The organism is Vibrio sp. 10N.222.49.A3 (assembly GCF_041475145.1).
Classification (GTDB): domain Bacteria; phylum Pseudomonadota; class Gammaproteobacteria; order Enterobacterales; family Vibrionaceae; genus Vibrio; species Vibrio tasmaniensis_A.
This window is the reverse complement of the sequence record NZ_JBFRVM010000123.1, coordinates 22894-44851: the sequence shown is the minus strand read 5'-3', so window position 1 is coordinate 44851 and position 21958 is coordinate 22894. Positions and strand designations below refer to the sequence as shown.

Below are 21958 nucleotides of genomic sequence, written 5' to 3'. Positions count from 1 at the left end.
ATTAATGCTGATTTTGTAGAAACTTCCAATTCCGAGTTTCTAGGAATAAAGAGGCCAAAATCATATATATGCCAATTAGCAATAATTGGAATATGCGAATAAAAGTGTTGCTATCGATATCGCCGGAGCTCATCAATGTGCTACCGACAAGTACTAGCAAGGTACTAAATGCAGTGGCGAAAATCGGTGCTTTTTCGGGAACCGTGTAGATTTTCTTAGCAATCACAATAGCGACCAAGCCTATGAATAAAGAGTAGAAGATAATATTCGGAACAATCGAAAGGATTGAAAAAGCAGCTATCGCTAGCAAGCCACCAATGCCATTACTGATCACCAGAAATGCACTTAATTTGACTGATTTTTCTGAAGTGATTATTAACGATAACAACGCAATAAACATCATGGTTAACAATGCTTCAGATATCTGAAAAATAAAGAAAAAGCACACAACGGGATAAGAGATAATCATCGCACGGAAAGCCGCATACCAGCGCTCTGTCTTATTGAAAGGTACCGACGCAAAGCCAGAGAACTCCGACTTAGGTTCAGGGAAGAAGACATGAACCAGCGCAAAAATAGTCACCGACACTACACCAGAAGTCGCTAAACCTGATGCCAACAAAACAGAGACTCCGGGGTTATCAATCGCCATAAAAGGCAGCATCAAAACAGCAATCAACAGTATGGTGGCGAACAGATTCCATTTAGGGTCTACAAACAAGTAGTAACCCCAAAGCATCATTAGCCCCACTAAAATCAGTAGTGGGATCGGGTAATGGGTAATTCCTCGCGACAGCAATAAACCTAACCCCATGGTGACAACAACAGCCAATAACAATTCGTAGACCGTTTCCTTATGGAGATTTGGTTTATCAATTAAGAACTTAGCAGTGAACACTGGCGCCACAAACGCAAGTGGCCAGTTTATCCATGCCGCCAAGAAAACAGCCAACGTGACCCCTACGGTAAACCGCAGGATCCGTTGCTGTGTTTGTTGGTCAGGAATCGGCTTATCGGACATAAGACAATACGCTAATCAGACGAATCCATACTTTGCCTATCGCGTTGAACACAAAGTTGTCGCCGCTATAAACAATCACATCCGCTTGGCCGCCCACTCGAAGCATGCCTTGCATCTCATCTCGTTCAAATTCGATAGTGATAGGGAGCATCTGTGTTTGACGCAACCAACCCGTTTGTTGGCTAGCTTGAGCAAGCTTACCTGCTTGATCATTTTGTCCCCAATCAACACCCCAATCGATGCTACTCACTCGCCCTTTCACGATTTGTCCTGGAGCGAAATCCAACGCCACTTCCACTTCATCACCGACGGTTACGTTACCTAGGCTATTTTCACGATAATAAGCTTCAATCCAGATATCTTCCGTTGAAACAAAAGTCATGATCGGTTGACCTGCTGATGCGTAAAAACCCTCAGAAAGGCTAAAGTTAGAAACGCCCCCTTGTGTCGGTGCTGTAATCACGGTGCGCTCTAGGTTCAACTGTGCTTGTTCAAGTGCCAACAACGCTGCTTTCACTTGGCTGTTTTCTTGACCTTCTTTACCCATTTGTTTCTTAGCACGGTCAAGGTCAGCTTCTGCATTGACAACCGCCGCTCGAGACGTTGCTAATGCGGCTCTCGCTTTATCTGCATCTGATTTAGAAACCACACCTTTATCAGCCATCTCTAAAACACGCTTGGCTTGTAGCTTGGTGTTTTGTCTTTCAACAATCGCTGAAGTGAGTTTCGCTTGCGCTGAAGCAATACTCGCGGTTTGAGCACCGACATTTTGGCCTGCAATCTCTAAATTTTGCTCTGCTTGTTGTACTGCAATTTTGTAATCAGACTCATCTAAAATGGCTAACTTGTCACCTTGACTAACCAGTTGGTTTGGTTGAACCAGTATATCGAGTACTTTACCCGACACCTCTGGCTTGATTGGAACGATATAACCTTTTACACGAGCATTATCAGTAATAGGGATGATGCGGTCTGAAATGACACTGAAGAGCAACATGAATGCAACAAACAACAATAGGTAGTTTGTGACCTTTCTTACTTTGTCTTTTCCGTTTTCTTGCTGGCCAACTTCTTCATTGGCTTCTTGCTTATTCCCTTTAGCTTCTGACATGGGGCTCCCTTCTAGATAACTAACATCAACAAAATTAATACTTTAAAAATAAACCCAGCAATGGAAAACTCAAGTAAATAGGGTTAGATTTAGTAAACAAAACGTTGCAAATGATATGCACGTCTAATAATGCAACAATATATACAGGATTGTATTCTCATGACCTCTAGTCACTACCAAGTCCCAGTAATTCAGACGAACTACGCTAAAATTCTGGTTCAGGTTTTTTCTGACTATGGTCTTGATTTACATATGTTGCTTAAAGATTCCGGTTTACCACCTGACCTTATCGAATCAGAAAGCGATTTTGTGCCATCGGAATCCATTAAGCGTTTGATTTATCTCACATCGGCGCAACTTGGCGTATCTCGGTTCACCGATATTCTAGGACTGGCATTTCGACGTCGAATCATCCCAAATGTCTTGCATCAATTTACCGAATTCGAAACCATTGGTGATGCACTAAAACAGATCAATTCAATCTTTGCCTACGACTCCCCAGGGAGCAAGGTCGAGTTTATTCAAGAACACGGTCAGAGCTGGTTTTGTCGAACCGCCCCGGAAGACAATTCCCCTATGTTTCAATGGGGAGAAGCTTTTGCGATTACATATATCATTGAATTAATAACCATTTTATACCAATCGCCATGGTTACCTAATAAGGTGCGTCTACAAGGACATGACATCGATGTCGTCAAAACACTGGTGCCAAGTAGCTGCCAACTGTTTGTTGATCAGTCGTCGACGGCTGTACTTATTCCTGAAGAAATCTTACAACTCCCAATTAGCCTAACCTCTAAAGAACTCAGTGCTAAACCGACACTTATTGAGTGGCATACTAGCTTTACCGATAGCGTTTATGAGCTTCTAAAGCCGTACATGAAAGAACAAGATCTCTCTCTCGAAGAAGCCGCTGAGTTACTCAACTTTTCGGTGCGAACGTTCCAACGCAAACTCAAGAACGAAAACACCACTTATCGAAAAATCAAAGAGAACCTGATGTTTTCGGTAGCTTGCGAACTGATGGAAGAAGGCCACACGCTGACCTACATTTCTAGCCAACTCGGTTACACCAACATCTCTCATTTCTCTCGTGCGTTTAAGCGTGTGTCTGGTCTTACGCCGAAGATTTACCAACGTTCAATTTTGGACTAAGTGTAGTTTTGGACTGAATACAATTTTGGACTAAGTACAATCTGGCCTCCCTCTCAGTTCCATTTGTAAGAGTGTCGCTAGATCTATCGCGCCCCAAAGCTCTTCTACGTCTTGTACCCTAAAATAAATAATCATACGTACTCCTCTTTAAGTCGAAGTACTATCTTGGATCAATCTCGACAGAGATACTTACCATAATGCGCCACACCCACTTTAAGAGCTGTTTCGCATATAAAATAATAAGCGTTTGAAAGTTATAAGTTTATCTCCTAAGTTTTTTATAACCCTTTACTCAGGAAGATGTAGATAAGCAATATAGAAAAAGTATATGGATTTAATACGCCCCAACGGCTCTTTGTCGGTTACACACTCGCCGTACTCGTTGATTTAACCGTTCTCAATTTTTTTGATGAATATTGGGACTTCGTCAATATCGAGTCTTTCACCATCTCATTTGCTGCTGCGATTTTGCTACAGCTGTTACTCAAGTTGTCTATCGGCTTAGAACATAAGCTCGCGGATTACTTCAAGTCGAAACCCGGCACTGCCCCTAAGATCTACAGAGGCCTGTCGAGCTATGTGATTCTCGTCGGTTCAAAATTCGTGATGCTAGAAGCCATCAATATCTTATTTGGTGACAAAGTGGATTTCACGGGGCCTTGGAACGGTGTCGTCGCCTTCTTTGCAGTGGTATTTACCATTCTGGTTGCCGAAGTGATTGTTTCTAAAATCTACTTTGCATTGGATGACACGCAGAAAACCGAAAAAGCCTAACTGCTCTATCAATTTTCAAGTGAACTACCAACAATAAGTGGGCTACTCGGGAAGCCGATAACGTTGCATCACTAAAAAGCAAAACGCTTCCCGAAGGATCGGTTAAAAGCGTTTTGCGCTTTTTTGAGGGAGTGTTGACGGAGATGAGCTTAGAATGACGAGGTTACTTCTCCCTCGCCACGATTAAGACCATTTTTAGCTCGCTCTAAATTTAACCGCGAAAGATCTGTGCACCAAGAAGGCTCTCACGTGATCGTAAATCAGATTAAACACAAACGCGTAAATGGTAATAAAAATGGTCACGCCGATATCCATTAAAAATGCCTGCCAAATCCCCACATCAAGTAAGTAAGCCATCACTGGGATCGTCGCCACCAGCAAGCCTGCCTCAAATAGCACGACATGAAAAACACGTAACTTGAGCGAACGCTTTGATTTTTCACCCGTGAAGTAGCGATCAAAAATGCGGTTGAAACAGTAGTTCCAAATCATGGCGATGGTCGCAACAACTATCATGGTTCCTGATAAGGCATTCACATCATGATCAGTAAATATCGCTAAGCCTATAATTGATAGTGTTACGGCCAGTACTTCAAATAATACTGAGTGAAACACTCTTTCTAACGTACTCATACATTCCTCTAAATAATCTAGTATGGGTTGGATTAGCTCTTATTATGTCATCGGAAATAATAAGAGAAAGTTAACAGCCATCACGATTAGTGATAGCCTGAGCATTATCATCCCATTTGGTATTGAGCGAGAAGTAACATGTACAGTTTTGAGCAACTAAAAGTCTTCGTCACCGTGTGTGAAAGTGGCTCTTTTTCTGCTGCAGCACGCAAGCTGAAACGCGCTCAGTCTGGTGTCAGCCAATCGATCGCCAACCTAGAAATAGCCATCGATCAAGAGCTGTTTAACCGCGAGAAAAACATCCCTGTTTTGACCAACACAGGTAAAGCCTTATTGCCTGTCGCTAAGTCGATTCTCGACCAACAAAAGTACTTCGACCAAAAAGTAGAATCGCTGACACAAGAAGATGAACACGAACTGATCATTGCCATTGATGAGAGCATCATAGATAAGAATTTCATTAAGATAATCAGCTCACTAGCCGATCAGTTTCCAATCACACATTTCGATATTATTACCACCTCAACCTTCGATGTTGAAGACTTAGTCAGACGCGGCAAAGCACAGATTGGCATCATCTATGCGGATGGTGAACTTAAAGTAGATATGGACTTCTTCTTACTGGGTCAAGCACGTTTTCTTACAGTTAGCTCCGCCACTCACGAGCTGAGCCAAATGCCCGTCGTTCAAGACTCAGACCTAAAGCGCTACCGCCAATGTGTGCATCGTAGTTCTAAGCAGCGCGAATTGTGGTTCACCTATGGCATCAGCTCCATGATTTGGTATGCCAACAACCACAAAACGATCATCGATCTCGTTGAACAGAACGTAGGGTGGGCAAATGTGCCTGAAATGATGGTGATGGAAGGCATTCAAAAAGGCGAACTTGTAGCACTGCCAGTGGCACACGAGCATGGTGGTTGGATTACTCCAGTGGGTTGCTTAGTGTCTCGCAGCCATATCAATGGCCCAGTGTTAACAAGTTTACTTGAAAAACTAAAAGGCCACTCATTAGAGAACAATCAATGGCAAGCCAACTAATCTCCCTCAATTCTTGAGTTCAGCCTATTTTAGCAACTGAATCCTAAGTCAATGACTGTGGTGTTTTCTCCAGCACTGCCTCATTTCCGGCTTTCGTGCCGATAATTTTCTTTGTCGTGTGGATAAAACACCTTAGTTGATGTCCAAAAGTGACCTAACTACACTGCGATCCCAACCGGGTGTGTCTTTTCAAACGAATGTAGACAGACCCAAATCGCTCTTTAACACCACTGACCCAACTTCAAATCTCCCACATAAGTGCCCCTGCCCTGCAACCACTTGTGAAAGCTTCAAATAGATCACTTTTGAATATTGATTCGCACCCAGTTTATGAGCCCTCTTCGAGTGCTTTTTTATATCTAAATGAACCTTTTGGAAAATTTGTCGTGAACGTTTTAAGAAATATTTGCCCTGAGAAAATGGGTAAAGAGCGTAACAAACGAGAGTATGATTTACGCGTACTTAATTGTGTCAGTGAAAGCGAATATGAATCGCGTATGGCGGTTTGGAATAGCCTAACTTTGGCTGCTACTCCGTCTGTTTCAGAAACAAAAGGCTTCATCGATGAGGCTTTCAACAAACTTCAGCAAGACTTGAAAGAAGCCAGCCGTGAGTTATCGATTAACTACACAGACTTCATCGCAATGGCGCATGAAGAGCTCAACTATATTAAGGTGTTTGTTGCTGATAAGACCGCACAATACGGCTGGTATGCCGCGATCGTTCTTATGATCATCGGTACTGTTGCTTTATACGCTCAGTAAACCAAACTGTGTATTAAATAAATTGTCTTAAAAGCTCAAGCGATAGGCCAATTTAGCCTTTCTATTAGCCTGTTCTTTAACTAGAAAACAAATGGTTAACCTCATTTGTTTTCTAGTCTATAACCCTTTCACTCTCCCATCAGAGACAACAGATCCCGCGTCGCTTGTTTTGGGTTTTCAGCGTGACATATCGCTGACACCAAAGCCAACCCATGAATACCTGTCTTGACCAACTGCGGAATGTTCGACTCGTTAATTCCACCGATACCCACAATCGGCAACTTCGTTGTCTCCAAAGCCATTTGAATGCCTTCATAACCCCAATGTTTCTTTAGATTCGTCTTGGTTGGTGTGGCAAAAAGCGCACTGAGGCCAATGTAATCAATCGGCAAACTATCGGCTTGTTGTAGCTGCTGTTCAGTTTCAATTGATAACCCAAGAATCTTATCTGGACCAATCAACTGGCGTGCTAACTCTGCAGGCATATCCGATTGCCCCAAATGCAAACCATCGGCGTCGACAGCCAATGCAACGTCTACCCGATCGTTAATGATCAGCGGTACACCAGAACCTGCCAAAATCGACTTTACGGCTTGTGCTCGTTCAATGAAGGCTCTTACGTCCCCATGTTTCTCTCTTACTTGAACCATAGTGACGCCACCCGCAACCGCTTGTTCAACCACGAACTTAAGCGTTTCTAAATCTTGTTGGTCATCCGTTACTAAGTAGAGCTTATAAGGGTTCATTTCGTACCTTTGGAGTCGATGTCTAAAATTGGCGTTGCACTATTTTACCGACAAATCGCATCATGTGCATGGAAGTTAATACTAAATTAGCTCAATTACACACGCACCATCGAATACGCAACTCGTTGAAAGCATAACGAAAAACCTGAACTTTTTAACTAAAGCGTTACTTATTACACAAAGAATTCACTTCAAGCATGCCCAGAACGCTGTTTTATGAAATACTCCACAGTGAAGGAATCAGGTAAATATAGGGATAGTTATGCGCCACCTTTCTATAGCGCTCAAGATCAAGCTGGGTTATGCCATCTGCTTGCTCTTTTTCGTCATTTCAGGCTTTGTGAGTTACAAAGGTATCCAAACCTTGTCGAACGGCTTTAGCCAATACAGTGAGCTCAGCCAAAAAGCGACATTATCTAGCAACATTCAAGTGCACTTTCTTCAGATGCGTTTAGCTTCTGAACGTTACTTAGAGTCATTGGATGAACAGTACGAAACGAATTATCAATCAAGCAAACTTGCGATTGATGAACTGCTCAACAACTTAATCCAATCCACCACCAAAACCGATAGCCTAGCTAGCCTGCAATTAGTGCAAGACAGTGTGGCGGCGTTTGATGTGGCTTATGGTTCAATGAAACAGAGTGAGCTTCTGATAGACCAACTGGTCAACGTTGAGATGGTCCAACGAGAAACCAACGCACTGAAAGCGGCTCAGAGCTTGTTGTATGAGTCTTACAATAACAATGATCCAAACGCGAGCTTATACGCGGGCATGTTGATGGAGAATTTCCTCGCAGCCAAGATCACTGTACTGAGTTACTCAAACAACAACGACCTCAAAACCTATGAGGCGGGTAAAGATATCTTTGAATACGCGCTACCAGGTATTGAAGGCGACATTGAATCTCTTAAATCATCCCCTTACCAAAGTGAACTGATTGAAGATTTCTCTAACCAGCGCGAAGCGTATGCAAAAGGCTTTGAGCAAGTTCATCAACAAATGATCGAGAACACGCAAAGAACTGCGACTCTTGCCTCGATTGGTGACAGCTTGGCTATCGCGGTAGCCGATGCTCAAAGTATTCTAGAGCAACAGAAACAAGCATTAACGCCAGAACTGCAAGCCAGTGAAAAACGTTCAGTTCAAATCATCTTCTTGCTGACGGGTGTGGCTTTGGTGATTGGCATGACGAGCGCTGTGTTGGTGACTCGTTCTATTACCAAAGGCATCGCACAGGTTAAACAGATCACCAATGAGCTTTCTCAGGGCAACCTGAATGTTGAAGTGAACATTGAGAGCAAAAACGAGATTGGCGAACTGCTGACCAACATGGAGATTACGATTGAATCTCTGCGCGATATTGTTGGCCAAGTGAACCGCTCTAGCGTGCGTATTGGTGAGATGTCGGAGTCACTCAATCAAGTGACAAACAACAGCTCGACCAACGCAACACAATTGAACAGTGAAATGATCAATATCTCTTCTGCCGTTGATCAATTGGCTTCCAGCACTTCAGAAATTGCTGCAAGTGCTAACCACGCGTCTCAAGTTGCTAACCAAGCAACCGAGAATGTGGCAATGGGACTCAAAGAAGTAGACAAAACACTGCATGAAATTGGCAGCGCCGATGAAAGCATGCAGGTCAGCAGCCAAAAAGTGACTGACCTACACAAAGAGTCAATGAACATTGGTGCCATTCTTGAAGTAATTAAAGGCGTTTCTGAACAAACCAACCTACTGGCATTGAACGCTGCCATTGAAGCCGCTCGTGCGGGTGAGCAAGGCCGTGGGTTTGCCGTGGTAGCCGATGAAGTGAGAACGCTCGCTAAGCGTACTCAAGATTCTGCGAGCCAGATTGACGAACTCATCACCTCGTTACAGCGTGGCGCTAAAGATGCGTTAGAGTCGATCAAAGAGAGTCACAGCACGGTTTCAGATGCTTCGACTCAGGCACAACAAGCCTCTCAGAACCTGCATGTGATTAACCAACACATCCAAGATTTGAATCAGGCCAACAGCCAGATCGCAGTATCTGTTGACGAACAAGATTGCTTAACCAAGTCGTTGGGTGAAAACGCGCAAGGTGCAAACACCATCGCACAAAGCAACCAAGAGTCGGTCAGCAGCATTTCTGGTGCCGCGAGTGACTTAACCGAGGTTGCTCATCATCTAGAGAGCCAAGTAAATCGATTTAGAACCTAGCTGACTTTAAGTCTCTGTTATTTCGAGCCTCGTTTATTGAAAATATGGCGAACACGGTTTATATAATAAGAAAGCCCCCAGCACATTCGTGTTGGGGGCTTTTTAGTGAGCTAAATACTTATAGCCAGATTGAGGCTACTGAATCTTTAAACGTTGAATCAGTGTCTCTTCATCTAATTGATACAGCTCATCGAGTAAGTTCATCTGCAAGCTACCCGGGCCGCGTGAGTTCTCAGCTGCGATTTCACCAACCACACCCAACACCGCTGCGGCAGCCAAGCCACTGTCATCACCGACTGCAGCGAAAGCTCCCGTTAATGCAGTAAGAGTACAACCCATGCCCGTCACATACGGCATCATTGGATGACCATTGTTTAACGTCACAACACTGTCTTTGGTGACAACGTAATCCGTCTCACCAGAAATCACCACATTCGCGCCGTATTCAGCGACTAAGCATTGCGCTGCGCCTAATGCAGCATCACTGCTATCCAGCGCATCAACGCCTTTGCTCTGTGCTTGCTCACCCGCTAGCGCAATGATCTCAGACGCGTTGCCACGAATGATTAGCTTATCCGCTAAGCGTGCAATTTCTCGAGAAGTCTCGGTACGCAGTGTACTTGCGCCACAACCCACAGGGTCAAGAACCACAACCTTGTTGTTCGCGTTCGCTTGCTCAACAGCAAAACACATTCTTGGCGTCCAAACACTGTCGAGCGTGCCGATGTTGATCACAAGCGCGCCAGAGAAAGACATCATCTCAGCCAGTTCTTGCTGCGAGTGCGCCATGATAGGCGAAGCGCCAATCGCCAATAACGCATTGGCCGTGTTGTTCATCACAACGTAGTTAGTGATGTTCACAACCAGTGGCTTTTGCTCTCGTACTGCGCGCAACGATTGGATGATTTGTTCAGTTAGCATGGATAAATCCTTATTCGTAAAAGTCGCTTTTAAGCCGAGGTTGAATCATTGAGAGCGTTCAGCCCTTGCTGCCAAAAAGCCACTTCCATACGCGTTGCGGTTTTGAAGATATGAACGATGTTCTGACCGCGCTCGCTGTTGATATCAATTTCAGCAAGCAGCTGATTGAAGTATTCTGCGCCCGTTGCCACGCCAGATTGGAACTCTTCACCGCCATACAGTTGCAGCCAGCTTGCGTATGGGTTGCCTTCTAATACAGTATCGCTGCTTTCTAACAGCGCTTTACCAATCACAGCGTAACCAATTGAACACGGAGCCAGTGCCGCATATAAGTCAACAAGATCACCCGTCATGCCTGCATCCAGAACGTAGCGCGTGTAAGCGACTGTGCCGAAATCTTCCGGTTCGTTTTCTAAGTCAGATTCGGTTAAACCCCATTGACCACAGTAAGTCACGTGGTGAGAGATTTCAGAATCAAGCAGAGCATGAACACTAGGCAGTGCACGACGCATATCAGCCAAGGTTTTAGCCTTGTAAATTGCCAATGCATAAGCACGTGCATACTGCTTCAAAAACAGAAAATCTTGTTTCAAATAATGCAGAAAACAAGGCTGAGCGAGTGTGCCGTTTGCCAACGTTTTAACAAAATCATGCTCTGTGTAGTCTTGCCAATCTTGTTGACAGGCTTGGATTAAGTCTTGGTATTTCATGAGATTCCTTAGTCAAAAGTCGGTACGTAGTCAGCCGCTTTTGGTAGTGATTTGATAATGCCTTTGTCGAACATAAACTGCGCGTAATCGTCGTAACGTTTTAGATCAACCGCTGAAGGGCGAAGTGCAAAACGAGTCAGTGTGTCGTTCCATGCGCGTTGATTAAGCTCGTTGTTCAACGTATCTGGTGAATACGCAACAAACTCGCTCCATGACTCTTGTGGGTGGTTCACGATGTAAGTTGTTGCTTGCTCCAATGCTTTGTTGAACGCTTTGATCGCTTCATCATCGTGCTGCTTTGCGTTCGCAACAAAGATAAGCTCATCGTAAGCTGGCACACCGTGCTCTTCTGGGAAGAATGCTTTTGCTTTAAAACCTTCAAGGGCTAGCTGGTTAGTTTCGAAGTTACGTAGGCCACCCCAGATTGCATCTACCTTTCCCGATGCCAATGAAGATGAAAGTGCCCAACCGACATTGATGGTTTGCACGTCTGTAAATGCAACATTTTCTTGAGCTAGCATGGTGCCGATGGTCGCTTCTTCGTTACCCGCAATCGCAATACCGATCTTTTTGCCTTTCAGATCCGCTAGTGAATCGTTCTTGCCATTATCCAGTACCATTAGTGTGTTCAGTGGCGTCGCGATAAGGGTTGATGCACGAACCAAAGGAAGACCCGCTGCCACATCCATAGTTAAACTTGGTTGGTAAGTTACCGCTAAATCGACCTTACCTGCCGCAACCAATTTTGCTGGCGTGCTTGGGTCAGCTGGTTCTTGAATTTCAATGTCTAAGCCTTGGTCAGCAAAGTAGCCACGCTCTTGAGCGATCACAATTGGGCCATGGTTCGGGTTCACAAACCAATCCAACATCAGTGTCAGTTTCTTTTGTTCAGAGTCCGCTAGAGCATGACCTGAAACCAATGAAGCAAGCAGTGCCACTGCACCTATCAATTTTGTATTTTTCACGGTTAACCTTTCCTTTTGAATATTATTATTGTGTTTATAGAGCTAATTTTTAACGAAGTTTTGTTTAGATAAATAGCGTGAGCGAAGCTTTATTAAACAAGTGTTATCGAACCATTACTGGTTCTCCCAAGGGATAGCTTTTTTGAGTAACTTGTCTGTGATGAAGTAGAGCGAGATAGACAGCACCGCCAAGATAAACAAGGCCGCAAACATCTCATCAATGATCATGCGCGCGTTGGCCTGTAGCATTAGGTAACCCAGCCCTTCACTCGAGCCCACCCACTCCCCGACGACCGCGCCAATTGGGGCAATAACCACCGCCACACGAATGCCAGACGCTAATGTTGGCAGCGCAGCAGGCAGTTGGATATAACGCAGCAATTGCCATTTCGATGCACCCATCGTCTTGGCAAGATCGAGATAACCTGTCGGTGTATTACGTAAGCCGTCATAACAACAAGTGGTCACGGGGAAGAAGATAATGATCGCTGCCATCACCACTTTTGAGGCGATGCCATAACCAAGCCACAACATCAATACTGGCGCAATCGCAAACACAGGGATCGCTTGGCTAGCGATTAAGATAGGCAATAGCCAACGTTTCAACGGATCAAACATCAACATCTGCAGGGCGAAAAACAGCCCCATCGACAAACCGAGTATCAAGCCAAGTAAGATCTCCTGCGCAGTCACCCAAGTGTGTTTGAGTAACACATCGTAACGTTCAATCAGCTTTAAAAAGACTTCTGCCGGAGCGGGAAGAATGAAGCTCGGCATCTCGAAGATAACGACCACCATTTGCCATAAACCGAGAATCACAGCACTGCTGATAAGCAAACGCATAACGGGATTCATCTGACGAGGACGTGTAGTTGTGATCTGTGTGTTAGTTGAACGAGCCACAGCTTCGCTTCGCGTTAGATCATTCATAATCACGCTCCAACTGATCTAAGATCGCTTGTTGTAACTCAGCACATTCACCATCTAACACTCTTGGTGTCGCTGTGTTAGGCACAGACAATGACTGAGCATTCGCAGGTGTGCCTTGCAACACATACAAATTATCCGCCAAGCGCACCGCTTCTTGTGGATCATGGGTGATCAACACAACGGTTTTATCTCTTAACAGCTCACACGCTAAGCTCTGTAGTTTGTGTCTTGTTACCGCATCCAGCGCAGAGAACGGTTCATCCATCAGCACCACTGGCTTGTCTTGCATTAAGGTTCGAGCCAAAGCAACACGCTGGCGCATACCACCAGACAATTGATCCGGCATAGTAGACGCCTGATCAGCCAAACCAACCGCAGCTAACAACTCTAGTGCTTGATTGGTTTGCAGTGCTTTATCAGAAACTGGATTCTGAAAACGATGACTCAGGCAAACATTGTCGATGACCGATAGCCATGGCAGTAACAAATCTTTCTGCGCCATGTAAGCGATGCGATCGGTTAAAGGCAATTCATCAGACGTTGCCAATGTGCCCTGCCACTCCACCTTGTCGTCCAGCAAGCCTGCCAGATAACGCAATACCGTAGTTTTTCCGCAGCCACTTCTACCCAGCAATACTGTCCACTTACCTGCGTTTAAGCTAAGCGACAACCCAGACAAGGTCGCGTACTCGCTGTCTCGGTAACGTAACGTCGCGTTGCTGAGTTGAACGCCAACCGTATTAACGGACATTACCGTGTCCAGCGAAGAAGTGATTTACCGGGCCATGACCTTGACCAACTTGCAACTCATCAGCATGAGCAATCGCGCGAGAAATGTATTGTTTGCCTAGGTCAACAGCTTCTGCCAGCGTGTTGCCCTGAGCCAAGAAAGAAGCAATGGCAGATGAAAGCGTACAGCCCGTGCCGTGGGTGTTTTTAGTCGGGAAACGCTTCGCGCTAATTAAGGCAGACGTCGTCGGGAGAATCAGTAGATCGTTACTGTTTTCATCTTTCTCTAAATGACCGCCTTTGAGAAGAACGGCTTTAGCACCTAGTGCGCGTAAATCTTCAATCATGCCCTGCATTTCAGCTTCGCTTTCAGGTACCGGCTTGCCTGTTAGCGCCGCACCTTCTGGCAAGTTAGGAGTAATGATGTCTGCCAGTGGAATCAGTTCTTGTTTCAGCGTTGTAATGGCAGAGTTTTCTAAGAGAAGATCGCCACTTGTCGCGACCATTACAGGGTCAATCACAAGATGCTTAGGTTGGTACTGCTTAATTTTGTCAGCGACGACTTTGATGATTTGCGAATCAGCCAACATGCCGACTTTTACTGCCACGATATTCAGATCAGTAAAAACCGCATCTAACTGGCTAGCAACATGGTCGAGTGGAATAGGAAAAATGGCGGAAACGCCTTGCGTGTTCTGGGAAGTGATAGCGGTAATTACCGAACAAGCGAAACTACCTGTAGCAGACATGGCTTTAATATCAGCTTGGATACCGGCACCGCCGCCACTGTCTGAGCCAGCGATCGTCAATACAATCGGAGTGTTCGTGCGAATCGAACCATCAGCAGAGTGCTGTGAAACTGAGGCTTTTGGCGTTAAATCTTTTGAAATAGAACTGTGTGTCATTGTCGCTCCTACTATCTTACAAGACGTAGGAGAACGAACACCGATCGAAGGAGAAGTCGCAATAGGCTCATGAAAGCTTTCATGGGTGCAGACGTAGATCGAGTGCTTATAGTTCCCTACGCCAGTGTTAACTGAATCAGGTTCAACGGGTCTCGACTAACGATCTCAGCAAACACCAAATAAGGTATATGCCCCCCGACTATTGATAGCGATAGTAACAGCACTCTCACAACTGAGATACTGATTTTATTCAATTATAAGAATTACGCATGAATGAATTTCAATTAGGCACTACAAAACAAATACTTATAGCGTTCCTTTAGCTGGCTTCGACTGTATCAACAAGCACAGCACAATCAGAAACATACCTAGCCAACCTATAAAAGGAATCAGCTCACCGACAACGCAGACGGCAAGCACCGCTGCAACTACTGGTTCAAACAGGGTCAGCAGATTGGCACTGCTCGCGGTCACGTGGCGTAAACCAAAACTGAACGCGATATAGCCCAAGCATTGTGGAATTAACGTCAGATAACTGATGACTAATACGTTAATCTGCGAGGAAAACAGGTTCTCACCCGTAAACCAGAGCGTTGGCAGCAACAGCATCGCACCAAGGCCAAAAATACTGCCCATCGCCGCTTGTGACTTAATCCCTTTGTCGATCAGTGCTTTGGTCGCCCAAGAATAAATGGCGTAACACAACCCAGCGACCAGACCTAAAGCAATACCTAACAGCTTGAGATCATCACCGGATTCATTCGTCGATGAAGATTCTGAAAACACCAACAACCCAATACCCACCACACCAATCGCAAAGCTAGTGAGCCAACGTTTGTTGATATTATTCTTTTTGCTAATCAGACACTCTAACAGAGCCGAAAAGAAAGGTGCGGTTGCAATCGAAACCACGGTACCAATCGCCACGCCTGATAATTTCATTGAAGAATAGAAAGCTAAAGGATAGATCGCCAAAGCCAAAGCGCTCACTGCCAACAGCTTCTTGTTCTGCAAAAGTTTGTCGAAAGCGAATAGGATTTTTCGATACGCCAAGCCGGCTTGCATTAGGCCACCGACGCCCATAGAGAAAGCACCAATTGCTAATGGACTTAGATCGGGAGCAAAGCTTGCAGCGGTGCCTGTCGTGCCCCATAAAATAGAAGCAAACAAGATGGCTAAAGTGCCCGTTTGGAATTCGTTAACGCGATTGATGGCAAGATTCATTTCTATTACCCAATTTTCAGTTCTGAAATAGATAATAGTGAAGATTGATAAAAGTTAGTTTGCCGAAAGGACGCTATTGTTGTTTCTAAAGACTCTCTTTCATGGAGCCTAGAAACGCCCTTGGTGACATTCCAAAGTGCTGAGAGAAACGACGACTGAAAGCAGATACATCACTATAACCCACATTTTCGGCAATCAATTGAACCGGTAAATCGGTGTGGGTTAACAAGGCTTGAGCTTTCTCCATACGATATCGAGTGATGTATTTAAGCGCACTGATACCCAGGCACTCTTTGAAGCATTTTTTGAATTGAGTAGGGCTCAAACAGGCCGTTTCAGCAAGTTGTGAAATGGACAACGGCTGGGTGTAGTTATCCGCGATCAGCCTTTGTACGGCACGGATTCTTGGGTCGATGCTCTTGCTCACTTGTTGTTGCTCTAACAGCAGTGAGAACACCTCCACGATTGATGACTCAATACCACTATCGACCTGATATTCCAGCTGCTTCTCAACAAACAACAAGAAGCTCATCAAAGGTGGCGTTATCGTGAAAACCGAGAGCTCATGCTCCAACAAGTGCTGCGGCAACTCCGCCATATCCGCGACAATAAACCGCGCGGCTTCATCCGCCTTAAACGCATGCGCTGTGGTTACCGGAATCACCACACATTCTCCCACGGCCACTTTGCCGACATACCCCACCATCTCGATATTGATACTGCCTTGGATCGGCAATACCAGTTGATGATGATCATCATGAGCATGGGTATTAAATTGCTTGGTGTAAGATCGAATGCTTAAGCTAGATTTCATGAGCAACACCGGAGTACATTTCGCTAGGTTCAAGTAAGAGATACAACGTTACATTATCACTTCCCTAGAGTCACACTCAATGCACATCAAATTCATGCTTAACTAGGTGACATGATCAAAAACGGCCTCCAAATAAGAGGCCGTTTTTATTCGAATGCTAAATCACGTCAAAGATTTAAAACGATACTTGGTTATCCTGACCAACCAATACCTGAACACTATTTTGAACATCATAGATTTCAAAACCATCAGCAACCGGATCTGCATTGTCTTCATCACTGTCGTACTGCGCAGTACAGGTATAACCCAATGAGTAAGTACCTGGATCAATGAAGCCCAGAGAGAACTTATAGTTAGTCTGTGCTTGATTCATTGTCACTGACGCTGAAGTGATCGGTTTCACTTCATCACTGCCGCCAATCGGAGCCATGTCAGCTTTATCAACATCACCTTCATACAAGTACACCGACTGAACGAATGTATTGTCATTTGTAGGGTTACAAGCTTCAAAAGTTGTACTCGCAACAGTCCCTTCAATGTTTCCTGTCTCAACCGTATTGATAAGGCTCACAGACGTTCTTTGAATGGTGTAATCAGGGAGACTTGAACTGTTCTTTAGCCCACGTCGAAGATCGAACTCGACAACAAAGTCGTTACTTTGTTGGTTCACATTAAATGAGTTGTTAAAGAAAAGCACGCCAGCGCTATCTTCTTTACCCACGCCTTGCGGGCACGCGCCTTCACCTTTCACTGTTAACTCACGAGTCATACCATCGTTTTCTATCACGTAAGATGGATCTGTTGGATGATCGCCGTCATTTGCGAACACACACAACTTATAACTGCCTACCGGAATGACCTCATTTTCAATCAAAGGAAGCGCCTCGCTGCCTTGGTAATCCAACAAATTCACACTTAATGGAATCGGATCCTCACCATCTGGCAATGGATCGCCATTTTCATCAACGTAATCGCCGTTTTCGTCCGTTTTATACACATCATAAATCAGTGGCGAACCTCCCTCTTGAGGAAGCAAAGCGACCTTACTGAATGTCACGGTGACGTCTTTAACATCATCAATGGGCGCATCACTCACGCTCAAGGTAATGGGTGTCGTGCTGCTTGATGAACCTGAATCACCGCCACAACCAACAAGCCCAGCCAGCACAAGGCTCGCTAAAGCGATTTCCTTTAAATACTTCATAACTCATGTCCTATAAATCACTGCTTAATAGAGGGCTTAGTTTGTTGCCCTCTTATTCTTTTCCTTAATGTGACTCATAGATAAACCGCGCTTATGGCCAAATCGGTTAGCCCTATTATTCAAGGCTTTCTTCATCCAAAAACTCTGTTCATCAAGGTGCACATATCAGGTCGCACATAGGTTAATTAAGTCTAGTAAGTAAATTGTCAGTAGTCGCACGTATTTGGCAAGGTTGCTGTCAATTGTGTTGAAATAGTCGGTATGTATAGGGTCGGAGAGGATGATTGGATGTAATCAAATCAAGGTAAAAAATCGCCCCCAAGATCAAAAAAGGCCGTTAAGACAGCCTATTGCTGAACTTAAACGACCTTTTTATTGAATGTGGATTAAGCTAAATCGGTATTAGCTCATTCAAATTCACTTATTTTTGAAGTTGCTCTTTAGCGGCTTCAACCTTAGAAAAATCTAGGCCAAGCTCTTCAACTGCTTCTTTGATTAGCGCAGGATTTTGCATTACCTGACCCATCAGCATTTGAAGCTTATCTTGTGGTAAACCAAGTTGGCTGATTGTCGCCATTGCTGCAAGAGGGTTCTCTGTCAACGTCTTGAATATCTCGCTGATCTGCTCGTCGCTGATATTGTTCTCTTTCAACATTGCTAAAATCGGGTTCATTTTTTTGCCTTTGAAACACTAAATTAAATAGGAGCACAGCATACCATCTAGCTGTGCTCGATTGTACTAGCAAGTGAAGCTTTGGTTTAACACGAACTGTGCTTTTCCCAAACGCAAATAATGCTTGGGCTTAGCGAGACTCTAATGGGTAAGAGCGGTAGCTCCACATACCATACGTTCTCAGTGCGTCACGGTAGATGCCTAGAAGCTCACCACTGCTCGCTTTCTTAAGATCTTCTAATGGCTTATCTGGGTAAGAAACCGTATCAAAGGTGATGCCCTGAGGGCCAGTTTGCCAGCTAGCAATTTCAAACAGAGTTTGACCACGACGAACATGGCTTGCCGAGCTGATAATGGTCGCATGTTTAATATCATGACGAGCAAGCGCATAGCTACTGAACAAGGCATTGCCTACCGTGCTGGTCGCGTAGTTCTCTTCAATGATGCGGTCTTTGCTTACCCCTTTTGAGATAAGCCAATCCGCCATTAACTTACCTTCTGTCTTATGGTTCTTAGGCACGCCGCCGGTTAACACGATCATCGCGTCTGGGTTCGCTTTCGACATTGCTAATGTCGTTTCAAGACGTTCAATCAAGATCTCATGCATAGAACCATCAGGGTTAAGCGCGTAACCCAAAGTGACGATGGCACCGTGGTCGCTCAACAGTCCCTTATCCGCAGACTCTTTAAGAGGTGTTTCTAACACGCGGTCGACCGTTGCAAAAATACGTTTGATGTCTTCTGCTTTACCTTTGTTCAGGCTTTCCAGCTTCTCCATGTGCTTATTCGATTCACTTTCATTGCCTTCAAATCGCTGCCAAACCGCTAGATACGCATGAAGGTCGACATCGTCTGGCGCAACCGTCAGTGCTTGTTCAAACAACTCAATAGCGCGTTCTGCGTTCTTGTTGTAGATCTGAGCGTTCGCTGCCGAGATCAACAAGTCAGTACGGTAAGGTTCTAGTTGGTACGCTTCTAACAATCGGTTAGTCACAATTTCCATGTTGCTTGGCATTTTAGCCGTGAAGCCCGCGTGTGAAATTCTTGCCGGAGACTTAAACGCCTGCAACGCATCAAGAAGTAATTGGTCGACAACTTGTCGCTTAGTCACCAACTGCGCGTAATCCGCTGAAGCCTGTACTGCGCCATCGTTAGCAGCAAAAGAATAAGGTGTTGCGCCAAAAGCGAGCATGCCACCAAGAGCGAGGGCGATAATGTTCTTTTTCATGGAAAGATCCTGTGTCGTTAAGTGTTCACATCAGATTTGCTCACCAATGTAAGCCGCCAAGATTAAAAAACCGTGAACCAAACCTTACTCTCCAAGGTTAATAATCATTTGTTGCATAAGATGTGGCTGCAGATCACGATTTTATGCGCCAGAGTAAGCTCAAATATCCAGATAGCTTCGAATTATGAGGAGCTCCCTCGATGTCTTTGGAATATTTAACTTCGAATCCCACCTGCCTATTTTATCTAAATCCGTAAGTTTCGAAGCTCTGTCTTATTTCTAAATGAGCGTTTTATGTTCATTATTTCAGCAACTTAAACGCCATCTCCCTTTCAGTCCACGCTCATTCACGTTTGCTCAACCAAGTTCAAAAAGCACAGAGTGTGATATCAAATCAGTCAATTCACAGAAAACTCAAAATCATCATTGAACGATCGTTCAAGTGGTGCTTTAATGAATGACCAATACAAGGAGTTACCTCATGCTTAAGTTCTATTTTCACCAAACACCCAATCCAATGAAGATCGCTCTGTTTCTAGAAGAGACAGGCCTAGATTTTGAACTTGTTCCTGTCGATACCTTAAAGGGCGAGCAGCATTCACCGGAATATCGTTTAATCAATCCAAATGGCAAAACGCCTGCGATTGAAGACGAAGGACAACGTGTATTCGACTCTAACGCTATCCTGCTGTACCTATCTGAGAAAACAGGCAAGCTAGCTGGTCAGCCAGAAGACAGAGCTGAACTACTCTCTTGGATGATGTTTATCGCCAGCGGACTTGGCCCTTATTCCGGTCAATCGGTACACTTCCGTCATGCTGCGCCAGCAGGCCTAGACTACGCTGTGAACCGTTACCTACGTGAAGCACAACGTCATTACGAAGTGTTAGAAAAGCACATGGAAGATCGTGAGTTTATCGTCGGAAATGAGTACACCATTGTCGATGTCGCTGCATGGGGTTGGATTGATAAAGCACCTTTCGTGCTTGGTGAAGAAGGCTTAGAACCTTACCCGAATTTGAAGCGCTGGTTCGATGCAATCAACGCCCGCCCTGCCGCACTACGTGCCCGCGAAATCGGCAAAGACGTCGAGTTTAAAACCGAACGTGATGAAGAAGCAAAACGAGCACTGTTTCCTTCGAATTATGCGAAGTAGAAGATGCTAGGGATTCAGTACTCTCCTAAGTGACAGCTAAACCTCAAACAAAAAGAGCCGATGAAATCGGCTCTTTGATCTTTATACCAATCGTACATGGACAAAATATACATCTCTCGTCAAACAGAAAAGTTACACGAAAAAGGAACCATCACTGACGCTTAAAGGTAAATGTACCGATATACGCCCCCGTAGTTCGATGAATTCCATCAACAAAATCGGTATCAGAAATATTGGATGTAAGAAGCTCTATATTCATTTTCGGGGAACTATCTGAATTAGCAGACCCAAAAGTAACTCCACTATCAGTCCCCGAGTCATACACCTTAAGGTCTACTTGAACTTGATCTACCCACGTTCCATTTTGGTAAAGGTTCAAGCTATCAACACCGACAAACCAATCCGGACTGGGAGCAACCATAGTAATTATGCTAACTAAAGGGAAATCTTCATCGATATCGAATGTTAATTCTAATTGACTCTGTCCATTAGGAAGTCCACCTCCTTCAATTAAGGATTGGCTGTTACCTAAATTTTGAATATCCCCAATTTCTGATTTGATGACATTAGTGCTGCCAGTCTCAGCTACTTCTTCAACACCAGGGCTTGATTGACTACCTCTTTGAAATAATCTTGCTGATGTATTATGTGTCATTCCTATAAGTGGTGAGAAGTGAGAGTTTGAAGGGTAATTTGTCGGGAAGCTGGTCGAAGTCCAATTACTCGAAAATGTGACTTTATACGATACTGCACTTTCAGGAATAGAAGAATTCGTAGAATCACTTGAGCCACCACCGCAAGCAGTAATTATAATACTTGATGCCAATAAGAGAGCGACTCTCCAGTTTAGTTGATTGCATTTCATAAGTTAGTTCCTATTCCTTAGATACAATTAATATAGACCTAAGAACAGTGATTAAAATTTCAACAAACATTCACAATACAAATAAAAAAAACAATATTACCCAAATAAGTCGCTGTAACCCTTAAGTATCAATGAATTGGTGATGATTCAGATCTCAAATATGGTTCTAAATAAATTGGTTCA

General features: G+C 44.4%; 22 protein-coding genes and 1 riboswitch. Of the genes, 6 read left to right on the top strand and 16 right to left on the bottom strand.

Going from position 1 to position 21958, the window contains the following annotated elements:
• Position 1: 1 nt before the first annotated feature.
• Together AB4589_RS19225 and AB4589_RS19220 are read right to left on the bottom strand one after the other, a co-directional pair.
• Positions 2-1021, bottom strand: coding sequence for a DUF2955 domain-containing protein (locus AB4589_RS19225; protein WP_372101521.1), 1020 nt, complete (start codon positions 1019-1021; stop codon positions 2-4).
• Positions 1011-2132: an HlyD family secretion protein gene (locus tag AB4589_RS19220; protein ID WP_372101520.1), complete on the bottom strand. Its 1122-nt coding sequence runs from the start codon at positions 2130-2132 to the stop codon at positions 1011-1013. Before AB4589_RS19220 ends, AB4589_RS19225 begins: the two co-directional genes overlap by 11 nt.
• Positions 2133-2291: 159 nt before the next feature.
• On the opposite strand from AB4589_RS19220, the gene AB4589_RS19215 reads away from it, so the two are divergent.
• A complete protein-coding gene (locus tag AB4589_RS19215) occupies positions 2292-3287 on the top strand; it encodes a helix-turn-helix domain-containing protein (RefSeq protein ID WP_372101519.1) in 996 nt (331 codons plus the stop codon).
• A gap of 306 nt (positions 3288-3593) precedes the next feature.
• Complete coding sequence (locus AB4589_RS19210) at positions 3594-4061, top strand: hypothetical protein (protein ID WP_012600934.1); 468 nt, start codon at positions 3594-3596, stop codon at positions 4059-4061.
• A 195-nt stretch (positions 4062-4256) separates the two neighbouring features.
• On the opposite strand, the gene AB4589_RS19205 is transcribed toward AB4589_RS19210, so the two are convergent.
• Entirely contained in the window at positions 4257-4694 is a 438-nt protein-coding gene (locus AB4589_RS19205; protein WP_372101518.1) for a PACE efflux transporter, read from the bottom strand.
• A 138-nt stretch (positions 4695-4832) separates the two neighbouring features.
• Here AB4589_RS19205 and AB4589_RS19200 point away from each other — a divergent pair, with 138 nt between their 5' ends.
• Positions 4833-5735, top strand: coding sequence for a LysR family transcriptional regulator (locus tag AB4589_RS19200; protein WP_372101517.1), 903 nt, complete (start codon positions 4833-4835; stop codon positions 5733-5735).
• Between the two features lie 419 nt (positions 5736-6154).
• Positions 6155-6499, top strand: coding sequence for a thiamine-phosphate diphosphorylase (locus AB4589_RS19195; protein ID WP_372101527.1), 345 nt, complete (start codon positions 6155-6157; stop codon positions 6497-6499).
• A 128-nt stretch (positions 6500-6627) separates the two neighbouring features.
• On the opposite strand, the gene thiE is transcribed toward AB4589_RS19195, so the two are convergent.
• Entirely contained in the window at positions 6628-7245 is a 618-nt protein-coding gene (gene thiE, locus AB4589_RS19190; RefSeq protein WP_102534997.1) for a thiamine phosphate synthase, read from the bottom strand.
• Between the two features lie 262 nt (positions 7246-7507).
• On the opposite strand from thiE, the gene AB4589_RS19185 reads away from it, so the two are divergent.
• Positions 7508-9451: a methyl-accepting chemotaxis protein gene (locus tag AB4589_RS19185; protein ID WP_102456570.1), complete on the top strand. Its 1944-nt coding sequence runs from the start codon at positions 7508-7510 to the stop codon at positions 9449-9451.
• Between the two features lie 135 nt (positions 9452-9586).
• On the opposite strand, the gene thiM is transcribed toward AB4589_RS19185, so the two are convergent.
• From thiM to AB4589_RS19130, 11 genes are all read right to left on the bottom strand, one after another.
• The gene (gene thiM / locus AB4589_RS19180) at positions 9587-10372 is read right to left on the bottom strand and encodes a hydroxyethylthiazole kinase (protein WP_102497306.1); all 786 of its coding nucleotides are present in this window, start codon (positions 10370-10372) and stop codon (positions 9587-9589) included.
• Positions 10373-10401: 29 nt separating this feature from the next.
• The gene (gene tenA / locus AB4589_RS19175) at positions 10402-11082 is read right to left on the bottom strand and encodes a thiaminase II (RefSeq protein WP_017077477.1); all 681 of its coding nucleotides are present in this window, start codon (positions 11080-11082) and stop codon (positions 10402-10404) included.
• Positions 11083-11090: 8 nt separating this feature from the next.
• Positions 11091-12047, bottom strand: a complete 957-nt coding sequence (locus tag AB4589_RS19170; protein WP_017068449.1) for an ABC transporter substrate-binding protein — start codon at positions 12045-12047, stop codon at positions 11091-11093.
• A gap of 114 nt (positions 12048-12161) precedes the next feature.
• Positions 12162-12977 carry an ABC transporter permease gene (locus AB4589_RS19165; protein ID WP_372101516.1) on the bottom strand — a complete coding sequence of 272 codons (816 nt, stop codon included), beginning with the start codon at positions 12975-12977 and terminating at the stop codon, positions 12162-12164.
• Positions 12970-13728, bottom strand: coding sequence for an ABC transporter ATP-binding protein (locus AB4589_RS19160; protein WP_372101515.1), 759 nt, complete (start codon positions 13726-13728; stop codon positions 12970-12972). Before AB4589_RS19160 ends, AB4589_RS19165 begins: the two co-directional genes overlap by 8 nt.
• Positions 13718-14611, bottom strand: a complete 894-nt coding sequence (gene thiD, locus AB4589_RS19155; RefSeq protein WP_198594787.1) for a bifunctional hydroxymethylpyrimidine kinase/phosphomethylpyrimidine kinase — start codon at positions 14609-14611, stop codon at positions 13718-13720. Before thiD ends, AB4589_RS19160 begins: the two co-directional genes overlap by 11 nt.
• A gap of 96 nt (positions 14612-14707) precedes the next feature.
• Positions 14708-14819: riboswitch (TPP riboswitch) on the bottom strand.
• 98 nt (positions 14820-14917) lie between these two features.
• Positions 14918-15835, bottom strand: coding sequence for a DMT family transporter (locus AB4589_RS19150; RefSeq protein WP_372101514.1), 918 nt, complete (start codon positions 15833-15835; stop codon positions 14918-14920).
• An 85-nt stretch (positions 15836-15920) separates the two neighbouring features.
• Positions 15921-16649, bottom strand: a complete 729-nt coding sequence (locus tag AB4589_RS19145; protein WP_372101513.1) for a helix-turn-helix domain-containing protein — start codon at positions 16647-16649, stop codon at positions 15921-15923.
• A gap of 175 nt (positions 16650-16824) precedes the next feature.
• Positions 16825-17853, bottom strand: coding sequence for a DUF4382 domain-containing protein (locus AB4589_RS19140; protein WP_372101512.1), 1029 nt, complete (start codon positions 17851-17853; stop codon positions 16825-16827).
• A gap of 421 nt (positions 17854-18274) precedes the next feature.
• A complete protein-coding gene (locus tag AB4589_RS19135) occupies positions 18275-18526 on the bottom strand; it encodes a DUF2999 family protein (protein ID WP_009844829.1) in 252 nt (83 codons plus the stop codon).
• A 130-nt stretch (positions 18527-18656) separates the two neighbouring features.
• Positions 18657-19754: a YdcF family protein gene (locus AB4589_RS19130; protein ID WP_017077471.1), complete on the bottom strand. Its 1098-nt coding sequence runs from the start codon at positions 19752-19754 to the stop codon at positions 18657-18659.
• 481 nt (positions 19755-20235) lie between these two features.
• Between AB4589_RS19130 and AB4589_RS19125 the strand changes: the two genes are divergently transcribed.
• Positions 20236-20910 carry a glutathione S-transferase family protein gene (locus AB4589_RS19125; protein WP_372101511.1) on the top strand — a complete coding sequence of 225 codons (675 nt, stop codon included), beginning with the start codon at positions 20236-20238 and terminating at the stop codon, positions 20908-20910.
• 151 nt (positions 20911-21061) lie between these two features.
• On the opposite strand, the gene AB4589_RS19120 is transcribed toward AB4589_RS19125, so the two are convergent.
• On the bottom strand, positions 21062-21775 hold the full coding sequence (locus AB4589_RS19120) for a spondin domain-containing protein (protein WP_280611675.1): 714 nt from the start codon (positions 21773-21775) through the stop codon (positions 21062-21064).
• Positions 21776-21958 lie beyond the last annotated feature (183 nt).

Coding starts and splice junctions, on each gene's coding strand:
- AB4589_RS19225 (WP_372101521.1), bottom strand. CDS start 1,021: ATGTCCGATAAGCCGATTCCTGACCAACAAACACAGCAACGGATCCTG.
- AB4589_RS19220 (WP_372101520.1), bottom strand. CDS start 2,132: ATGTCAGAAGCTAAAGGGAATAAGCAAGAAGCCAATGAAGAAGTTGGC.
- AB4589_RS19215 (WP_372101519.1), top strand. CDS start 2,292: ATGACCTCTAGTCACTACCAAGTCCCAGTAATTCAGACGAACTACGCT.
- AB4589_RS19205 (WP_372101518.1), bottom strand. CDS start 4,694: ATGAGTACGTTAGAAAGAGTGTTTCACTCAGTATTATTTGAAGTACTG.
- AB4589_RS19200 (WP_372101517.1), top strand. CDS start 4,833: ATGTACAGTTTTGAGCAACTAAAAGTCTTCGTCACCGTGTGTGAAAGT.
- AB4589_RS19195 (WP_372101527.1), top strand. CDS start 6,155: ATGGGTAAAGAGCGTAACAAACGAGAGTATGATTTACGCGTACTTAAT.
- thiE (WP_102534997.1), bottom strand. CDS start 7,245: ATGAACCCTTATAAGCTCTACTTAGTAACGGATGACCAACAAGATTTA.
- AB4589_RS19185 (WP_102456570.1), top strand. CDS start 7,508: ATGCGCCACCTTTCTATAGCGCTCAAGATCAAGCTGGGTTATGCCATC.
- thiM (WP_102497306.1), bottom strand. CDS start 10,372: ATGCTAACTGAACAAATCATCCAATCGTTGCGCGCAGTACGAGAGCAA.
- tenA (WP_017077477.1), bottom strand. CDS start 11,082: ATGAAATACCAAGACTTAATCCAAGCCTGTCAACAAGATTGGCAAGAC.
- AB4589_RS19165 (WP_372101516.1), bottom strand. CDS start 12,977: ATGAATGATCTAACGCGAAGCGAAGCTGTGGCTCGTTCAACTAACACA.
- AB4589_RS19160 (WP_372101515.1), bottom strand. CDS start 13,728: ATGTCCGTTAATACGGTTGGCGTTCAACTCAGCAACGCGACGTTACGT.
- thiD (WP_198594787.1), bottom strand. CDS start 14,611: ATGACACACAGTTCTATTTCAAAAGATTTAACGCCAAAAGCCTCAGTT.
- AB4589_RS19150 (WP_372101514.1), bottom strand. CDS start 15,835: ATGAATCTTGCCATCAATCGCGTTAACGAATTCCAAACGGGCACTTTA.
- AB4589_RS19145 (WP_372101513.1), bottom strand. CDS start 16,649: ATGAAATCTAGCTTAAGCATTCGATCTTACACCAAGCAATTTAATACC.
- AB4589_RS19140 (WP_372101512.1), bottom strand. CDS start 17,853: ATGAAGTATTTAAAGGAAATCGCTTTAGCGAGCCTTGTGCTGGCTGGG.
- AB4589_RS19135 (WP_009844829.1), bottom strand. CDS start 18,526: ATGAACCCGATTTTAGCAATGTTGAAAGAGAACAATATCAGCGACGAG.
- AB4589_RS19130 (WP_017077471.1), bottom strand. CDS start 19,754: ATGAAAAAGAACATTATCGCCCTCGCTCTTGGTGGCATGCTCGCTTTT.
- AB4589_RS19125 (WP_372101511.1), top strand. CDS start 20,236: ATGCTTAAGTTCTATTTTCACCAAACACCCAATCCAATGAAGATCGCT.
- AB4589_RS19120 (WP_280611675.1), bottom strand. CDS start 21,775: ATGAAATGCAATCAACTAAACTGGAGAGTCGCTCTCTTATTGGCATCA.